Raw genomic sequence first — 16,990 nt, forward strand, 5'->3', positions numbered from 1 at the left:
TATTGATATTTTTTTAGGAAGAGTATGGAAAAAATTATTTTAATTATTACGATATGTACCATAATTATGGTGTCTCCACTTGTTTCAAAGATGATAAAAACACCAGTTGTTGTTGTTGAAATACTTTTAGGATTACTTTGTGGATATTTAGGGCTTATTTATGGTGATGAGACTTTAAAGCTTGTGGCTAAATTTGGATTTGTTTATTTAATGTTCCTTGCTGGTTTAGAGATAAATTTTAAATTAGTAAAAGTCATAAAAGCAACTATGGCTGTAAATGTTATATTATACTTTATTCTTCTGTATACAATTTCAGGATTAGTTTGTTGGGTTTTTGATTTAGGATTAACTTATTTTGTAGCTTTACCTATTTTCTCTTTAGGTATGATTATGATGCTTATAAAAGAGTATGGTAAAGAAGAACCATGGTTAAATCTTGCTTTATCAATAGGAGTTGTTGGAGAAATAATAAGTATTTTAGCTCTTACACTATTTAGTGGTTGGACAGAATATGGATTTAGTACAAATTTCTTTATTTCTATACTTACAATTATTGGAGTAATTATAGCTACAATATTACTTTTAAGATTCTCATATATGACATTTTGGTGGTTTCCTGAAGTTAAAAAATATTTGATTCCTGATAATATTGACGACAAACATGATCAAGATATAAGATTTTCTATTTCTTTACTTTTGATTTTAGTATCAATTATGTTGATATTAAAAATAGATGTTGTTTTAGGAGCATTTACTGCAGGTTTATTTTTTAAAATGTTTTTTCATCAAAAACAAGAACTTTTACATAAAATAGAATCTTTTGGTTATGGTTTTTTTGCTCCAATATTTTTTATATATACAGGTTCAACTGTAAAACTAGATATGATAAATTTAGATATTTTAACTCATGCATTATTTATTATGTGTGCTATAGTAAGTATAAGATTTGTTAGTTCTTATTTAGTATTTTTAAAATTTTTAAAACCTAAACAAACTGCTCTTTTTGCATTAAGTGATTCAATGCCTCTTACATTTATGGTTGCAATTGCAATGCTTTCGTATAATTATGGTTTAATAAGTGAATCTGAATATTTCTCTTTTATTATTGCTAGTATGCTTGATGGATTACTTTTAATGGTAATAATAAGACAATTATATAAACTCTTTAAATTAAATACTATCAAAAAATAAACTCTTTATAAAAATAGTGAATTATAAGTAGCTATTTTTATAATTATAACTAAACAATATACTTATAATAATATTTTTATAATGCTATATATATGCTACTTTATCAGTATACAATTCTAAATCCATATAAGATTATTTAATATTTTAAGTTTTGTTTTAACTTATCTATTTGTAATCAAAATTGGTGAATCATAGAATAAAATTAATTTTATAGGAGGTTAGCTTGGAGAGCAGTAAAGTTTTAAATAATAAAATACAATCTGAAGTTATAGAATCAACAAGCAGAAGAGATTTTTTCAAAAAAACTGTTATCTACTCAGCTGGAGCTTTAGGTACAACATCTGTATTAACACCAGTTGCTTTAAAAGCAGATGACCCAGCTATAATAAATGAAGCCCCATGGGGACAAAAATTAGGAGATGTTGTAAATAAAAATCCTTATGGATTGCCATCTCCTTATGAGCATAACAATATTAGAAGAACTCATGATTTATTATCTTCAGGAGATGCTTATGCATCTATATCTATGTGTCCAATTCATGAAAGTGAAGGAATAATTACTCCTAATGGGCTGTTTTTTACTAGAAACCATGGAGGAACAGCACATGTTGATCCAAATGAATATAGATTAATGATTCATGGTAAAGTAAAAAAAGAAGTTGTTTTAACACTTGAAGATATTAAAAGATATCCAAGTGAAACAAGAACATATTTCATTGAATGCCCAGCAAATGGAAGTCCAGAATGGAGAGCCCCTCAATTTAATAGCTTACAATTTATGAAAGGTATGATGAGTGCTGCACAATGGACAGGAGTTATGCTAAAAACGATATTAGAAGATATTGGTTTAGAAAAAGATGCTGTTTGGATGTTAGCTGTTGGAAGTGACAATGCTTCAAATCCAAGAACAATACCTGTTGAAAAAGCTCTTGATGATGTTATGGTTGTTTGGGGACAAAATGGTGAAGCTTTAAGAGCTGAACAAGGTTATCCTATTAGGCTTGTTGTTCCAGGATGGGAAGGTAATTTAAATACTAAATGGTTAAATAGATTAGAATTTAGTGATAAACCTTGGCATGCAAAAGAAGAAACTTCAAAATACACTATGCTCCAAAAAAGTGGTAAATCAGTGAGATTCTTCTGGGTGAATGAAGTTAATTCTGTAATTACTAAACCATGTCCTGAAAAACCTTGGACGCATTTAAAAGCTGGGGATATAGTAGAAATAGAAGGAATCGCTTGGAGTGGACATGGAACTATTAAAGGAGTAGATATATCTTTTGATGGTGGTAATAATTGGGTTGAGGCAAAACTTAAAGGTTTAGTTTTACCAAAATCTTGGACTAGATTTAGTTATATTTATAAATGGGATGGGAAACCTATATTATTATCTAGTAGATCTTATGATGATTTTGGAAATATTCAGCCAACGATTGATGAAGAAACAAGTGCTGTTGGGGTTGAATCAGTTTATCATAGAAATGCAATAGTAACGTGGGAAATTACAGAAAAAGGAGAGTGTAATAATGTTCAAATTAGAAAACATAATAAAGCATAAAAAAGCTCTTCTTAGTGTATCTTTATTAACAGTTTTAACAACAACTGGATTTTCTAAAGAGGTATCAGTTGATGGTGGAATTAAATATCCAGTAAAAGATGGTAAATATACTTTATATCATATAAATACACAAAATATAAAGAAATTTAATATAGGTCGAGAAGCAACTTCTACAGAAATTACTGCATGGGATTTAGATGTAATGTATGATGGTTCAGGTTTACCTGAATATGATATGAAACATGGTAAACCAGTTTTAGATGAAAATGGTGAGCCTAAAAAAGCTCAAGGGAGTGTTGAAGAGGGAGCTGAACTTTATGATGCACAATGTGTTATGTGTCATGGAGACTTTGGAAGTGGTGGAAAAGGTTATCCAAAGTTAGCCGGAGGAACTGTTGAAAGTTTAAAAAACCAAAGACTAAATCCAGCTGATAAACACCCAAATCCATCAAATCCGGATAAAACAATAGGCTCATTTTGGCCTTATGCTAGTACACTTTTTTGGTATATCCAAGAATCAATGCCATTTAATGCTCCAAAAACTTTGACAAATAGTGAGACTTATGCATTAACTGCATATTTATTATCTTTAAATGATATAACAATAGATGGAGAAGATTTAGATGATGATTATATTTTGGATAAAGAAAAATTTTTAAAAATAGTTATGCCAAATGTTGATGGATTTTATCCAGAAACAAATACTCCTGAAAATCCAAAACAAGGAGTTGAAAATATGACTAAATATTTAGGAAATCCAAATAATTATGGAAAAGGTACTAGATGTATGAAAGATTGTGTAAAAGGTGATATAAATGAACTTGTTTTAAGAATTCAAGATGACTTAACAAAAACATCAAATGAACCTCTTTCAACAGTTAGAGAATTACCAAAATTGGATACAAGTATTATGCTTCCTGGACAAGTAGATTATGAAACTAATTGTTCAGCTTGTCACTCAAATGCAGCGATTGGAGCACCAGTTGTTGGGGATAAAGATGCTTGGGCTAAGGTTATGGAAAAAGGAATAGAACAAGTATATTATAATGGAATAAATGGTATAAATACTATGCCACCTAAAGGTGGAGTAGATATAAGTGATGAAAAAACTAAAGAGATCATTGATTATATGATTAATTCAAGTAAATAAGGATTTAAAATGACATTAATCAAAAAGTGTGTAACTGTTTTATCGATAAGCTCTTTTTTAACAATAAATAGCTTAGCTTCAGATAGTGATTTGATTAAAAAGGGAGAAGAAATTTTTAATACAAACACTAAAGGTAATTGTTTGGCATGTCATGATGCAAATGGAAAAGAATTAGATGGACCTGGTAATATGGGACCTAAACTTCAATTCTTAGCATTATGGCCTGAAGAGGTTTTATATGAAAAAATCTTTGATCCATCAACAACAAATCCAACTACCTCTATGCCAGCATTTGGTAGAAATGGTTGGTTAAGCGATGATGAGATTAAAGCAGTTGTTGCTTATATAAAAACAATAAATTAAAATAAAGGATGAAATATGTTAAATAGAAGAAAATTTTTAGGAATAGGATTAAGTGCTGTTGCACTTGCTACAACAAATTTAAGTGCAGAAGATTTTAGAGCATCTAAACCAAAAGCTTGGACTGCTACAAAAGTTGATGATGCAATAAAAGAGCTTTTTGGAACAACTGATACTACTGAAAGTGGAATTAACTTAAAAGCTCCAGAAATTGCAGAAAATGGTGCAGTTGTACCTATTTCTTTTGATACAAAATTAAAAGCTTCAAAAATTGCAGTATTCCAAGATGCAAACCCTGAAAGTACAGTTGCTGTATTTACAGTTAATGAAGGTGCAGTATTAGATTATGCATTTAGAATAAAAATGGCTCAAACAGGAAAGGTAACTATTGTTGCAGAAGTTGATGGAAAATTACACTCTGTAAGTAAAGAGATTAAAGTTACTCTTGGTGGTTGTGGTGGTTGATTTTATCAACATTAAACAAATAATTAAAAAATATAAATAAATTTAAAAGGATGTAATATGTCAGGAACTACAAAAATAAAAGCAAAAATAGATAAAAATGGTGTTTGTGAAGTAAAAGCTTTAGCAAGTCACGAAATGTTAAGTTACCAAGAAGCAGAAAGAGCAAAAAAAGAGCCAAATTTCATTACTTATTTGGTTGCAAAAGTTGGAGACAAAATTGTATATGAAGTAAGTTCAAGTCAATTTTTATCTAAAGATCCATACTTTAAATTCTCATTTACAGGAGCAAAAGTTGGAGACACTATTGAAATGACATGGAAAGATTTAAAAGGTAATACTGATACAAGTAGTGAAAAAATCAAGTAGTTTAACTACTTGATTAATAAAGGAGAGAAAATGGTTTCTAAAATAGTTAAAACTACTTTATTCTTAATGTTTTCGACTATCTCTTTAAATGCTGCAAATTTTAATGAAGGTGCAGAAAAAGATAGAATTGAAATGGTTAAGTACTTTGAGGCAAAATTTGAAGATGCAGCAAAGAATCAAGCTAGATTTTTTCCATATTCTGACGCAGAAGAGTTAGAAGCAAAATATGAAAAGAATTTAAAGTTTTTGGATTTTAATATTGGAAGTTATGCTTATTCAAAAGATGCAAAATTTCAATATGATGAATTAAAAGAGATGCCACCTTATGAAGATGTAATAGAAAAAGGTGAAGAGTTATATACAAAACCTTTTGCAAATGGGAACTCATTACAAACATGTTTCCCTGATTTAACAATTGCTGGTACATTCCCATACTATGATAAAAAAACTAAAAAAATGGTTTCTTTAACTTCAGCAATCAATGACTGTTTAAGAGCAAATGGTGAAAAGGAGTGGGGAACTAAAAAAGGTGCTATGGCAGAATTTCAGGCTTATTTTGTAAATGAAAGTAAAGAATCTGGTAAAAATTTTGATATTAAAATTCAAAGCCAAGCTGAAAAAGATGCTTATGAAAGAGGAAAAGAATATTATTATACTCAAAGAGGTTATTTAAAACTAGCTTGTTCTAACTGTCATGTTGATGGAGCAGGAAAAAGAGTTAGAAATGAAATACTTTCTCCTTTAACTGGGCAAGTAACACATTTCCCTGTTTATAGACTTAAATGGGATGAGATTGGTACTTTAGAAAGAAGAATATCTGGTTGTGTAGTTGATCAAGGACAAGTTCCTCCAAAAGATGAGAGTCAAGATATGATAGAGCTTCTTTACTTCTTAGCTTATATGTCAAATGGTCTACCAGTTGATGGACCTGATGTAAGAAAATAAAGGATAAAAGATGAATAAAATTTTAAAAATATCTTTAGTTACAGCTTTGTTTTCAGGCTCTTTATTCGCAGATAGCTATTCACATCTTGATGTAAAGAAAGAGTGTGATGTAAAAGCTAATGGTATAGAAAAAGTGATACAAACTGCTGAAAAATATAATGAAATAGCTATTAAAGAGAAAGTTGAATTTATGAGATTTGGAATGAAAGCTAGTCAATATGTTCAAGCAGTTCAAGATGCTTTAAAAAATGGTTCAAAAGAAATTCAATTAGTTGATGAAAAGTCTAAACCAACTGGAGAAAAAGTTTCTATTGAATTTGCAGCTTGGAGAGCTTGTAGTTTTGGAATTAGTGCTTTGACACAAAAAGAGCAATCAAAGAAAACTTGGAAATTAGCTAGTCCAAGTGATGGATATAAGTACTAATTTTTAAAAGTATCAATTTAAAAAAGTCAAGATTTTATCTTGACTTTTTTTATTTATAGTAGAAGGATATAAAATGAGTAAATTAAGTAGAAGAGAATTTGTTTATATGATGGCAGTTTTAGGTGCTGCACCAGTATTTGCAAACTCTCATACAAGAATGGCAGATACAACAAAAAATATAGAAGATTATTATAAATTAAAACCATTTGGGAATGCTAGATTTTTACATATGACAGATTCTCATGCTCAATTACTTCCTGTGTATTTTAGAGAACCTAGTGTAAATTTAGGTTTATATGGAAATCTAGGTAAAACTCCACATATAGTTGGAGAAAAATTTTTAGAACATTATGGAATAAAAGGTAATAAAAGACTAGAGTATGCTTATTCATGTGTGAATTTTGAGGAACATGCAAAAGTTATGGGAAGAACTGGTGGTTTTGCTCAAATTAAAACAGTTGTTGATTTCTTAAGAAATAGCTTTGGAAAAGATAAAACTTTATTTATGGATGGTGGAGATACTTGGCAAGGAAGTGCAACTTCTCTTTGGACTAGAGGTAAAGATATGGTTGGAGCTTTAAACTTGCTTGGTGTTGATGTTTGTGTTGGGCATTGGGAATTTACATATAAAGCTGAAGAAGTTTTAGAAAATATAAAAGAACTTAATGCAGAGTTTCTAGCACAAAATATTTTTGTTAAAGAAGATTCTTTAATGAATGGAGTAGAAGCATATGATGAAGATAGTGGATTAGCATTTAAACCATATACAATTAAAAAAATGGGAAATGCTAGAGTTGCTATTATTGGACAAGCTTTTCCATATACAACTATTGCTAATCCACAAAGATTTATTCCTGATTGGAGTTTTGGTATATATGATGATACTATGCAAGAACTTGTAAATGAAATAAGAGAAGAAGAAAAACCAGATGCAGTTATTGTTTTATCTCATAATGGTTTTGATACAGATAAAAAAATGGCAGAAATTGTTACTGGAATAGATTTTATTATGGGTGGACATACTCATGATGGTGTTCCTGAAGCAGTACCAGTTAAAAATGCAAATGGAACAACTTATGTTTGTAATGCTGGAAGTAATGGAAAATTCTTAAATGTATTGGATTTAGATATTCAAAATGGAAAAATAAAAGATTTTAAATTTACACTTCTTCCTATTTTCTCTGATTTAGTTACTGAAGATAAAGAGATGAAAAAATATATTGAAGATGTAAGATTACCATTTATAAAAGAATTAACAAGACCGATAGCTACAACAGAAGAGACTTTATTTAGAAGAGGGAACTTTAATGGTTCTTGGGATCAAATTATATGTGATGCTCTTTTAGAAGTTAAAGAAGCACAAATTTCACTAAGTCCAGGATTTAGATGGGGAACTTCAGTAATAGCTGGACAAACTATAACTTTTGATGATTTAATGACTCAAACAGCTATGACATATCCTGAAACTTATGCAAGAGATATTAAAGGTAGTGATATTAAAGATATTTTAGAAGATGTTGCTGATAACTTGTTTAATGAAGATCCATTTTATCAACAAGGTGGTGATATGGTAAGAACAGGTGGAATCTCATATAAAATAGATCCAAAAGCAAAAATAGGAAGTAGAATTTCTGAAATTGTATTAACAAAAACTGGTGAAAAACTAGATGCAAATAAATCTTATAAAGTTGCTGGTTGGTCTACTGTTGGTACTCAAAGTGAAGGAGAACCAGTTTGGGAAACTGTTGAAACATATTTGAAAAATGTAAAACATATAACTAATTTAAAAGTTGATACTCCTGATATTGTTGGAGTTAAAGGTAATCCAGGAATTATCTAAAAAAAGCATAGATTTCTATGCTTTTTTATTTGAAGAGTATTTTTTTTAATATTTTTCAAATAAAAAGGAAAGAATATGAAAGTTTTATTTGTAATTTTACTAATCATTTCAGGTCTTTTTGCCTCTTTTGAAGATGGTAAAAAAGTTTTTGAACAAAAATGTACAACTTGTCATAAAGAATATATTTCATTAAATCTTATAAAAGAGAATTTTTTTGAAAAAAATAATAGCTTACTAAATTTAAAAGCGCCAAGTGCAAATATGATAGTTTGGGCTATGATGGATAGTTCAAATAAGATAGGAGATCCAAATGAACCAGATTTCCAACAAATACAAATAGAAAACTTTTTAAAAGATTATTTAGAAAATCCAGATAGATTTAATTCAATCTGTGATGAAAATGTTTTAGATTATTATGATAATAAAGATAGTATGAAAGGTGAATTAAGTGAAGATGATTATACAAATCTTAGTTACTATTTTTTAGAATACAAGGATAATTTTAAAGAAGAAATTAACCTAAAAGAGCCTTTTTTATCACTAGAAGATGAAAAAAAATATTTAAAACTTTCAAAAGAGGAAAATAAAAAGATAATAGTTTATGCTACTTCAAAAACTTGTTTTTTCTGTAAAAAAATGGATAGAGAAGTTTTTCCACAAAATGTAATTAAAGAATTAATATCTAAAAATTATATTTCAATAGAAATTGATATGGATAATGCATCTTTACCATTTAATCTACAAAAAGAGTATAAAAAAATTACTCCTAGTTTTTTCTTTGTAGATGAAAATGCAACTTTTCTAAAACAATATGTTGGTTCATGGACTTTAGAAGATTTTACTAACATTTTACAAGAGAATAAAAAGTGAAACAAATAGGCAAAGTTTTAGAAATTTTTAGTGCTAAAAAAGATTCTATTTCTTCTTTACCTCGACCAAAGGTTGAAAAATTAAATTTAATTAAAGATTATGGAATAGAGTTAGATAAATTTGCTTTGAAAAATCTTGATCAGACAGTTATGATTGTAGGATTAAAATCTTATCAAATAGCGAAAAACTATGGAATTAATTTAGAGTTTGGAAGTTTAGGTGAGAATATTTTACTAGATTTTGACCCACATGATTTTGAAGTAGGTATTAAATTACAAATAGAAGAAGGTATCCTAGAAATTACTCAAATTTGTACCGTTTGTAATCATTTGAGTATTTTTGATGAAAACTTACCAAAATTATTAAAAGGACATAGGGGAGTTTATTGTAGAATTTTGGAAAGTGGTTTAGTATTAAAAGATACTAAAGTAAATTTAATAAAAGGATAAGATATGAAAAAACTACTATTAATTTGCATATTTGCTATTTATTCATTTGGAGTAAGTACTTTTAGCAATCCACAACCAAGCTTTGAAAGCCCACGAAAAGTTGTTTACTCTTTATATGTAAATGATTTAGATACTGTAAAAGCAACAGTTGGTTCTATGTATAATATTTTAAAAGAATATCCAGCTGAAAGTCTAAAAATAGTCGTAGTTGCTTATGGAAAAGGAATGAGAGTTTTTAAAAATGACTATGATAAAACAACTTTGGATAGAATAAAATCATTAATGGAATATGATGTTGAGTTTATAGGATGTAGAAATACTATGGAAACTATGGGATGGAAAGATGAAGATTTTATTGATGGTATGAGTTTTGTACAAGCTGGAATTGTGGAAGTTATAGAACGTCAGGTTGATGGATATATAGGTATTACAGCTTACTAATCAAATAAAAGGAGAGAAAATGTTAAAGAAGTTTTTAGTTTTAATAACATTATTTGTAAGTTCACTTTTTGCAAATATTACAAAAGATGATTGTATTAAAAAAGGAGAAGGATTTATATTTGTACAAAATGAATGTACAAATTATAAAAAATTTGATGGAGATGGAGATTCTTTAAATATCCTTATTCATGGAACATGGGATGAAGGAAGTGATACTCTTGCTAGATATTCACCTTTTGCCGAAGATATAACAATGATGAGTGATATTTCTACTATTGCTATTGCACTTCCAGGATACTCACAAAGTTCGTCAAATAAACTTCTTCCTCTTGGAAGTAAAGAAGTAAAGAATTTAGCTGCTACAAAAGAGTATATAGAGTTCTTAGTTAGTTTAGTAGAAGCTTTAAAAGAAAAATATAGTTCTTCAAAAATAAATTTAATAGGACACAGTGCAGGGTGTTTGATGAGTTCAACACTTCTTGGATTAAAACCTAATTTAGTAGATAATCTTGTTTGTGTTGGTGGAGTTTATGATATTCATCAAAGAAGTGATGATAAAAATCTAATTTCAGCTATTGATGTTGTAGATAATATTTCAAAAAATACTAAAATAGTTTTAATTTATGGAACAGAAGATGATATTTCAACTCCACAAATGACAATAGATTTTTATAATTTAGCAAAATCAAAAGGTTTAGATGTAAAATTGGTTGAGGTTAAAAATGGTGTTCATATAGACTTAGACATGACAACGGAGTCTAAAAATGCTATAGTTGAATTAGTTGAAGAGTAGAATTTTCTACTCTTCTTTAGTTTTCATCATAAAATTCTAGCTCTGTAAAAGCATCAAAAATATTTCTACTATTTAGTTCATCAAACATAGCAATATCTTTAAATTCGTCCATTGTTACAATTTTATTAATTTCTCCTGCTGTTGTTCCAGCTTCAATAGCTTCTAAAACTCTTGTTTTTAAAAGAGTAAAATAGTTTTTTGTATGTTCTAATGCAGTTTTATCTGTAATTTTCCCATGTCCTGCAACTAAAGTATCCCAATTAAAACTCTCTATTAAATCAATAGCTTTTAAAGTCCCAATAACAGAACCATCTCTATTTGATGTAATCCTTTCATTCATAATTATATCACCAGTAAATATTACCTTTTCATTTGGTAAATACACTATTAAATCATTATTTGTATGTGCAGTTAATTTTGTATGTATAATTTTTATCTCTTTATTTCCTATTTTTACTATTTCATCATTATTTATTATAATATCTGCTTTTATAATTTTTGTATTTTCCATATCTTTAGAATCTAAAATTTGAAAAATTCTAGGACGAGAATTTTCACCATAGTTCTCATTTATAGATTTTGGAGCATAAATTGTGCTATTAAATTTATCTTTATAAAAACTATTTCCCATCCAATGGTCATCATGTTCATGAGTGATTATTATATTACTAACAGGTAATTTTTCTATTTGTTGCATAGCTTCATAAGCTTGTTTAGCAAAATTGTAACTTGTGCCACTATCAATTAAGACATAGCTGTCTTTTGCATTTATATAGCAAGAATTTGCCATAAATCCACCATTTTCTTTTGATGGAACTTCAGTCTTTCCAAAAAAACACCAAACATCTTCACTTACTTTTTGTGGTTTTAAGTTATAATCAAAACCAAAAGTAAAAGAGCAAAAAAGTACTGAAAATGTAATTTTCTTTAACATTGTCTCTCCTTGATTATATAATTAAAAATTATATTATAATATCTATTCTATATAAGTAATTTGAAATGAGGATAAAATGGATAAAAAAAAACAGATGGCATTTAATTTAAACAATTTTCTACTAGCTTTTAGTGAAATATTAGATAGTAAAAAAACTTCATATATATCTTTACATTTAGGGTTAGAATATAGTTTTGAAGCTAAAAAATTGGCTGATTTATGTTCATATTCATTAATATCAAATCTTCCAAAAAATGATATAGAAGAATTTGATTTTTTAGATAATTCACATTTAGAAGATAAAGCTTTTCAAGATATTATAAAACTTTCAAAAGATATTTGTACAAAATTTGATTTTCATAAAAATAGTGTAAAACAAAGAGTTGAATGTCTAGAGTATATAAAAAATAATGAGGATATTTATAGTAAAGATTTGATAGAAAAATTTTATAAAATTTCAAATCAACTTTCATTTTGGCTTGATTTAGAAAATGAAAGTGAAATAGTGATGTTTATTTATTCAAATTTGAGTGATTTTACAAAAGCTTTAGATTTTGAAGATATTTTAAATATGACTACAATATTCCATAAATTCCAAAATCTAAATTCAAAGATTTTAAAATATGCTTCAATAATCACAGATTATTTTGAATTTGAACATAAAGATAAACAAATTTTTTTAATAGCAATATCACTCCAAAATATAGGAAAATTATATATTCCAAAAGATATTTTAGAAAAAATTGAGCCTTTAACTTATGAAGAAAAAGAGATAATAAAATCATATCCATATCACACAAAAAGAGTTTTAAACTCTATTATGGGATTTTCTGATATTTGTAATCTTAGTTTTAAAGTTCAAGAAAGGCTTGATGGCAGTGGAACTTTTGGTTTAAGTGCAAAGGATTTGAGTTTTAAAGATAGATTGCTTATTTCTTTGGTGATTTATAGTGCTTTAAGAGAGAAAAAAGCTTATAGAGATAGTTTTTCTCATAAAGAAACAATAGATATTATGAAAAATGAAGCTAAAAGAAATAAAATAGATGACAGTATAGTAGATATTTTTGATAAGATACTAGAATAAAGATTTATATAAAAGAGATGATATTATGATAAATTATAAAGAAAAGTTTACTTTAGATAGAGAGTTTTATCCATCAAAAGATATAGAAATAACAATTGAAAGTGATAGAGGAAGAATTTTTTCATCATCAGCATTTAGAAGATTACAAAAAAGAACTCAAGTTTTTGCTTTAGAATTAAATGCTTCTATTCGTTCACGACTTACTCACTCACTTGAAGTTGGACAAAATGCAAGATATATTGCTAGAACTATTTTAGATGAGTTGAAAAAAGAGAAGTTGGAAACTTATGGATTAGATGATTTAGAAAATGCCTTTATTTCTACTTCTGAGATGACAAGTTTGATTCATGATATAGGAAATCCACCTTTTGGGCATTTTGCAGAAGAGACTATAAATAAATGGATAAAGATAAATATTTTACCGATTTTAGATAGGCTTGAATCAACAACACAAGAAGCTAAAGAATTAAAAAAATTAATATCTAAAGATATTTGTAACTATGATGGAAATGCTCAAGCTATAAGAATTATAACAAAACTTCAAAGATTAAATTTATCATATTTTCAAATAATTGCTGTTTTAAAATATACAAGAGGTGCTTTTGAAGAAAAACCTTTAAAAGAAGATAGATTATCATATTTGAAGAAAAAACCAGGATTTTATTATAGTGAAAAAGAATTAGTTGAAAAAATACAAGATAAACTTAAAATAAAAGTAGGGCATAGATTTCCAATAACTTATATCATGGAAGCTGCAGATGATATTTCATATCTAACTGCTGATTTAGAAGATAGTGTTGAAAAAGGAATTTTATCTTTAGATGAAGTTTATAATATCATAAAAATAGAGTGCCAAAAACAAAATGAAGAGTTTTTATTAGAAATCATAGAAAAACAGTATGAAAAGGCAAAAAAAGATGATGAACCATATCAATTTAATATGTTTTTTACATTTTTAAGAGTTGGTTTGGTTACAAGTTTTGTAAGACATGTTTCAAGTGTATTTGTACAAAATCATCAAGCTATTTTTGAAGGAAGTTTCAATCACGCACTTTTAGAGTATGATAAAGAAAGTAAATATTATAAAGCTTTGAAAGTTTTACAAGATATTTCAATAAAATATATCTATCAAAATAGAGAAGTTCAAACTTTGGAACTTCAAGCTTATACAATTATCAACTCTTTGTTTGATATTTATAAACCACTTTTAGAGTTAAAAAATGAAGATTTTTCAAAACTTTTAAAAGATGAAAAAATAGATTGTTTTATATCAAAAAGATTGATAAAAAGAGTCTCTTCTAAACAAATAGTAGCTTATAAAAATGATGTTGAAAAACTTAATATTGATAATATTGAAGAGTTCAATATTTTAGAATATTATTATAGAGTTAGACTAATAATTGACTATATTAGTGGGATGACTGATGATTTTGCTTTGGAAGAGTACAAAATATTATCTGCTATAAAATGAATTTTATATAATATTAAATAAGAAGAATTGTAGGAAAATTTGATAATATATTATGATACGTATTTTCAAATTTATAAAAATAGGATTTAAGTGCTAAAATTTTTTTATAAGATAGTTCTTCTTTTTATTATATTTTCATCAAATATTTATGCCAATATTGTAAATATAGATGAGAGCACGAAAAATATAAATTTACTTCAAGATAGTGAAATCTATATAGATAAAACTAGAAGCTTAACTATTGAAGATATAAAAAATTCAAACATAAATTTTGAAAAAAATGATAAGGATATCCTTGCTTATGGATATTCTCCACATTTTGATGTTTGGATAAAAATAACTATTAAAAATAATTCAAATAAAAAGATTTACAAAATTATTGAATATAATAATCCTCTTACAACTAATATAGATTTTTTTGATTTAAATAAAAACATACATATACAAGATGGTTTTTTAGTTGAGAGTTTTGATAAATCAGCAATAAATCCAATATTTAAAATAGAATTAAATCCAAATGAAGAAAATATATATTTTGTTAAGGCATCATCAAATATAACAACTTTAATAATAGATTTAAAACTTTTAGATGATAAAAATTTTTATAAAAAAGAGATAAAACATCAGTTGATACTTTCTATATTTTTTGGCTCTATGTTTGTTCTTGCAATTTATAATCTTTTTATATATTTCTTTACAAGAGACATAAGTTATCTATATTATGTTTTATATATTTTTGGATTAATTCTTCATCATCTTATATATGTAGGATTTGCAAAACTTTATGTTTTTGATTTAAACTCTCTTAATCTTTTAATAGAATTTGCAGCACTTCTAGTTGCAATTCCCATTTATTTTTTAGGACTATTTACAAAAAGTTTTTTACAAACTACTCAATATCCAAGATTAAATAAAGTATTAAATGGGTTCTTAATATTTATTCCTATAAGTGTTATATTTTTTCTTCTAACAGAAGAGTATGATAAATATAGAACAAATGCATTAATGTTATTTTTAATATTTTTAATGTTTGTTACAATATATGCTTCAATAAAGAAAAATAGACAAGCTTATTTTATACTTTTTGCATGGATTATATTTTTATCTTCTGGTTTATTGATGACATTATCAAGTATGGGTATATATAATACTCTTCCTTTTCCATATTTAATTGAAATATCATTTGTAGTTGAAGCTTTAATATTTTCTATTGCTTTGGCAAATAGGATTACAAACTTACAAAAAGAAAAAGATGAAGCAAATCAGAAATTGATATTACAACAAGAAAATGAAACAAAAAGATTATCAAAGAAAGTAGATTTAAGAACAAAAGATTTAAAAATTGCTCTTAATGAAAAAGAAGTTTTACTTAAAGAGTTAAATCATAGAGTTAAAAATAATATGCAAACTATTGTATCTTTGATAAGGCTTCAAAGTGATGAAATCGAAGATGAAAAGTTAAAGGCTATTTTAACTACTACTCAAAATAGAATTGGTGCAATGGGACATCTCCATGAACTTTTATATACTCAAGAAAATATAGATTTTATAGATGTTTATGAGTATTTTGAAACATTAATTGATGAAGTGAAATCTAGCTATGATGATTCTATAAATATTTATTTTGATATTCAAACGAAGCTGAAGATGGAGCAAGCAATTTATTGTGGGTTGATTATAAATGAACTTGTAACAAACTCTTTTAAATATGCTTTTTTAAATAAAAAAGGAAATATTTATATATCTTTAGAAAAAAGTAATAATATCTTAAAATTAACTATTAAAGATGATGGAATAGGTTTTGATAAAGAAAATATAGAATTTTCACTTGGGCTAACTTTAGTAAGTACTTTAGCTATTAATCAACTAAAAGGAGAAATTGATATAAAAGCAAAAGAAGGTACATTAATAACTATTTGGTGGAATGAAGATGAATAATGAAAAAATATTGATTATAGAAGATGATGCTATTGTGGCTCTTGATATAAAAAGAATTCTTAATAACTTAAATTATGAAATTACAGATATTGTTTCTAACTATGAAGATACAATAAAAAGTATAAAATATAAAAAACCAACTATTATTTTTTCTGATATAAATTTAGGAAAGAATAAAATAGATGGAATAGATATTGTAAGTGAAATACAAAAAGATTATTATATACCAGTGATCTATCTTACAGCTTATAGTGATGAAAACACTATTCAACGAGCTATTAGGACAGATCCTTTAGGATATATTCTAAAACCATTTAAAAAAGAAGATATAAAATCTACTTTACTTTTATCTTTATATAAAATTCAAGATGAAAAATTTGAACAAAATAATTCTTATATAATATTAGAAGAAAATTATTCTTATGATCTAAAAAATGAAATACTCTTTTATAAATCAAAACCAATTAAACTAAGCCACAAAGAAAAACAATTATTTAAAATATTAATTGAAGCAAAAGGGCAGATTGTTTCTTTTAAAGAAATAGAGCATTCTATTTGGCAAGATTTTACTGTTTGTAATAGTAATCTTAGAACCTTAATTTATCGTTTAAGAACAAAATTAAATTATAAAATAATAGAAACTATCCCTAGTTTAGGCTGCAAAATCTCAAAATAATAAATTAATCTACTTAAAAATATAAAAACTGTGAC

At 26.6% G+C, this 16,990-nt stretch carries 18 protein-coding genes; 17 read left to right on the forward strand and 1 reads right to left on the reverse strand.

Going from position 1 to position 16,990, the window contains the following annotated elements; genetic code table 11:
- The first annotated feature begins 24 nt into the window (after positions 1–24).
- The 13 genes from ALANTH_RS02905 to ALANTH_RS02965 all read left to right on the forward strand — a co-directional run bounded on the left by ALANTH_RS02905 (position 25) and on the right by ALANTH_RS02965 (position 10,852).
- Positions 25–1,191, forward strand: a complete 1,167-nt coding sequence (locus ALANTH_RS02905; RefSeq protein WP_026803356.1) for a cation:proton antiporter — start codon at positions 25–27, stop codon at positions 1,189–1,191.
- Between the two features lie 223 nt (positions 1,192–1,414).
- Positions 1,415–2,749, forward strand: coding sequence for a sulfite dehydrogenase (soxC, locus tag ALANTH_RS02910; RefSeq protein ID WP_026803357.1), 1,335 nt, complete (start codon positions 1,415–1,417; stop codon positions 2,747–2,749).
- Positions 2,718–3,899, forward strand: a complete 1,182-nt coding sequence (locus ALANTH_RS02915) for a c-type cytochrome (protein ID WP_026807438.1) — start codon at positions 2,718–2,720, stop codon at positions 3,897–3,899. The genes soxC and ALANTH_RS02915 overlap by 32 nt, the downstream gene beginning before the upstream one ends.
- Before the next feature lie 9 nt (positions 3,900–3,908).
- A complete protein-coding gene (gene soxX, locus ALANTH_RS02920) occupies positions 3,909–4,262 on the forward strand; it encodes a sulfur oxidation c-type cytochrome SoxX (protein ID WP_026803359.1) in 354 nt (117 codons plus the stop codon).
- Between the two features lie 15 nt (positions 4,263–4,277).
- Positions 4,278–4,724, forward strand: a complete 447-nt coding sequence (gene soxY / locus ALANTH_RS02925) for a thiosulfate oxidation carrier protein SoxY (RefSeq protein WP_026807439.1) — start codon at positions 4,278–4,280, stop codon at positions 4,722–4,724.
- 57 nt (positions 4,725–4,781) lie between these two features.
- Positions 4,782–5,090: a thiosulfate oxidation carrier complex protein SoxZ gene (gene soxZ / locus ALANTH_RS02930; protein WP_026807440.1), complete on the forward strand. Its 309-nt coding sequence runs from the start codon at positions 4,782–4,784 to the stop codon at positions 5,088–5,090.
- Between the two features lie 30 nt (positions 5,091–5,120).
- Positions 5,121–6,035, forward strand: coding sequence for a sulfur oxidation c-type cytochrome SoxA (gene soxA / locus ALANTH_RS02935; protein ID WP_026803362.1), 915 nt, complete (start codon positions 5,121–5,123; stop codon positions 6,033–6,035).
- A gap of 10 nt (positions 6,036–6,045) precedes the next feature.
- Complete coding sequence (locus ALANTH_RS02940; RefSeq protein WP_026807441.1) at positions 6,046–6,459, forward strand: hypothetical protein; 414 nt, start codon at positions 6,046–6,048, stop codon at positions 6,457–6,459.
- 73 nt (positions 6,460–6,532) lie between these two features.
- Positions 6,533–8,299, forward strand: coding sequence for a thiosulfohydrolase SoxB (gene soxB, locus ALANTH_RS02945; RefSeq protein WP_026807442.1), 1,767 nt, complete (start codon positions 6,533–6,535; stop codon positions 8,297–8,299).
- A 75-nt stretch (positions 8,300–8,374) separates the two neighbouring features.
- The gene (locus ALANTH_RS02950) at positions 8,375–9,169 is read left to right on the forward strand and encodes a thioredoxin family protein (protein ID WP_026807443.1); all 795 of its coding nucleotides are present in this window, start codon (positions 8,375–8,377) and stop codon (positions 9,167–9,169) included.
- On the forward strand, positions 9,166–9,618 hold the full coding sequence (locus ALANTH_RS02955) for an MOSC domain-containing protein (RefSeq protein ID WP_026803366.1): 453 nt from the start codon (positions 9,166–9,168) through the stop codon (positions 9,616–9,618). Before ALANTH_RS02950 ends, ALANTH_RS02955 begins: the two co-directional genes overlap by 4 nt.
- A gap of 3 nt (positions 9,619–9,621) precedes the next feature.
- Positions 9,622–10,059 carry a DsrE family protein gene (locus tag ALANTH_RS02960; RefSeq protein ID WP_026803367.1) on the forward strand — a complete coding sequence of 146 codons (438 nt, stop codon included), beginning with the start codon at positions 9,622–9,624 and terminating at the stop codon, positions 10,057–10,059.
- A gap of 19 nt (positions 10,060–10,078) precedes the next feature.
- On the forward strand, positions 10,079–10,852 hold the full coding sequence (locus ALANTH_RS02965; protein WP_026807444.1) for an alpha/beta hydrolase family protein: 774 nt from the start codon (positions 10,079–10,081) through the stop codon (positions 10,850–10,852).
- A gap of 16 nt (positions 10,853–10,868) precedes the next feature.
- On the opposite strand, the gene ALANTH_RS02970 is transcribed toward ALANTH_RS02965, so the two are convergent.
- Positions 10,869–11,786, reverse strand: coding sequence for an MBL fold metallo-hydrolase (locus ALANTH_RS02970; RefSeq protein ID WP_026807445.1), 918 nt, complete (start codon positions 11,784–11,786; stop codon positions 10,869–10,871).
- A gap of 76 nt (positions 11,787–11,862) precedes the next feature.
- Here ALANTH_RS02970 and ALANTH_RS02975 point away from each other — a divergent pair, with 76 nt between their 5' ends.
- The 4 genes from ALANTH_RS02975 (at position 11,863) to ALANTH_RS02990 (ending at position 16,955) form a co-directional block, all read left to right on the forward strand.
- On the forward strand, positions 11,863–12,870 hold the full coding sequence (locus ALANTH_RS02975; RefSeq protein ID WP_026807446.1) for an HD-GYP domain-containing protein: 1,008 nt from the start codon (positions 11,863–11,865) through the stop codon (positions 12,868–12,870).
- Between the two features lie 25 nt (positions 12,871–12,895).
- Positions 12,896–14,341, forward strand: a complete 1,446-nt coding sequence (gene dgt, locus ALANTH_RS02980; RefSeq protein WP_026807447.1) for a dGTPase — start codon at positions 12,896–12,898, stop codon at positions 14,339–14,341.
- Positions 14,342–14,431: 90 nt separating this feature from the next.
- Positions 14,432–16,279: a 7TM diverse intracellular signaling domain-containing protein gene (locus ALANTH_RS02985; protein ID WP_026807448.1), complete on the forward strand. Its 1,848-nt coding sequence runs from the start codon at positions 14,432–14,434 to the stop codon at positions 16,277–16,279.
- Positions 16,266–16,955: a response regulator gene (locus tag ALANTH_RS02990; protein ID WP_228282875.1), complete on the forward strand. Its 690-nt coding sequence runs from the start codon at positions 16,266–16,268 to the stop codon at positions 16,953–16,955. The genes ALANTH_RS02985 and ALANTH_RS02990 overlap by 14 nt, the downstream gene beginning before the upstream one ends.
- The last annotated feature ends 35 nt before the right edge of the window (positions 16,956–16,990 follow it).

The sequence above is a fragment of the Aliarcobacter lanthieri genome, from assembly GCF_013201625.1.
In the GTDB taxonomy this organism is placed as follows: domain Bacteria; phylum Campylobacterota; class Campylobacteria; order Campylobacterales; family Arcobacteraceae; genus Aliarcobacter; species Aliarcobacter lanthieri.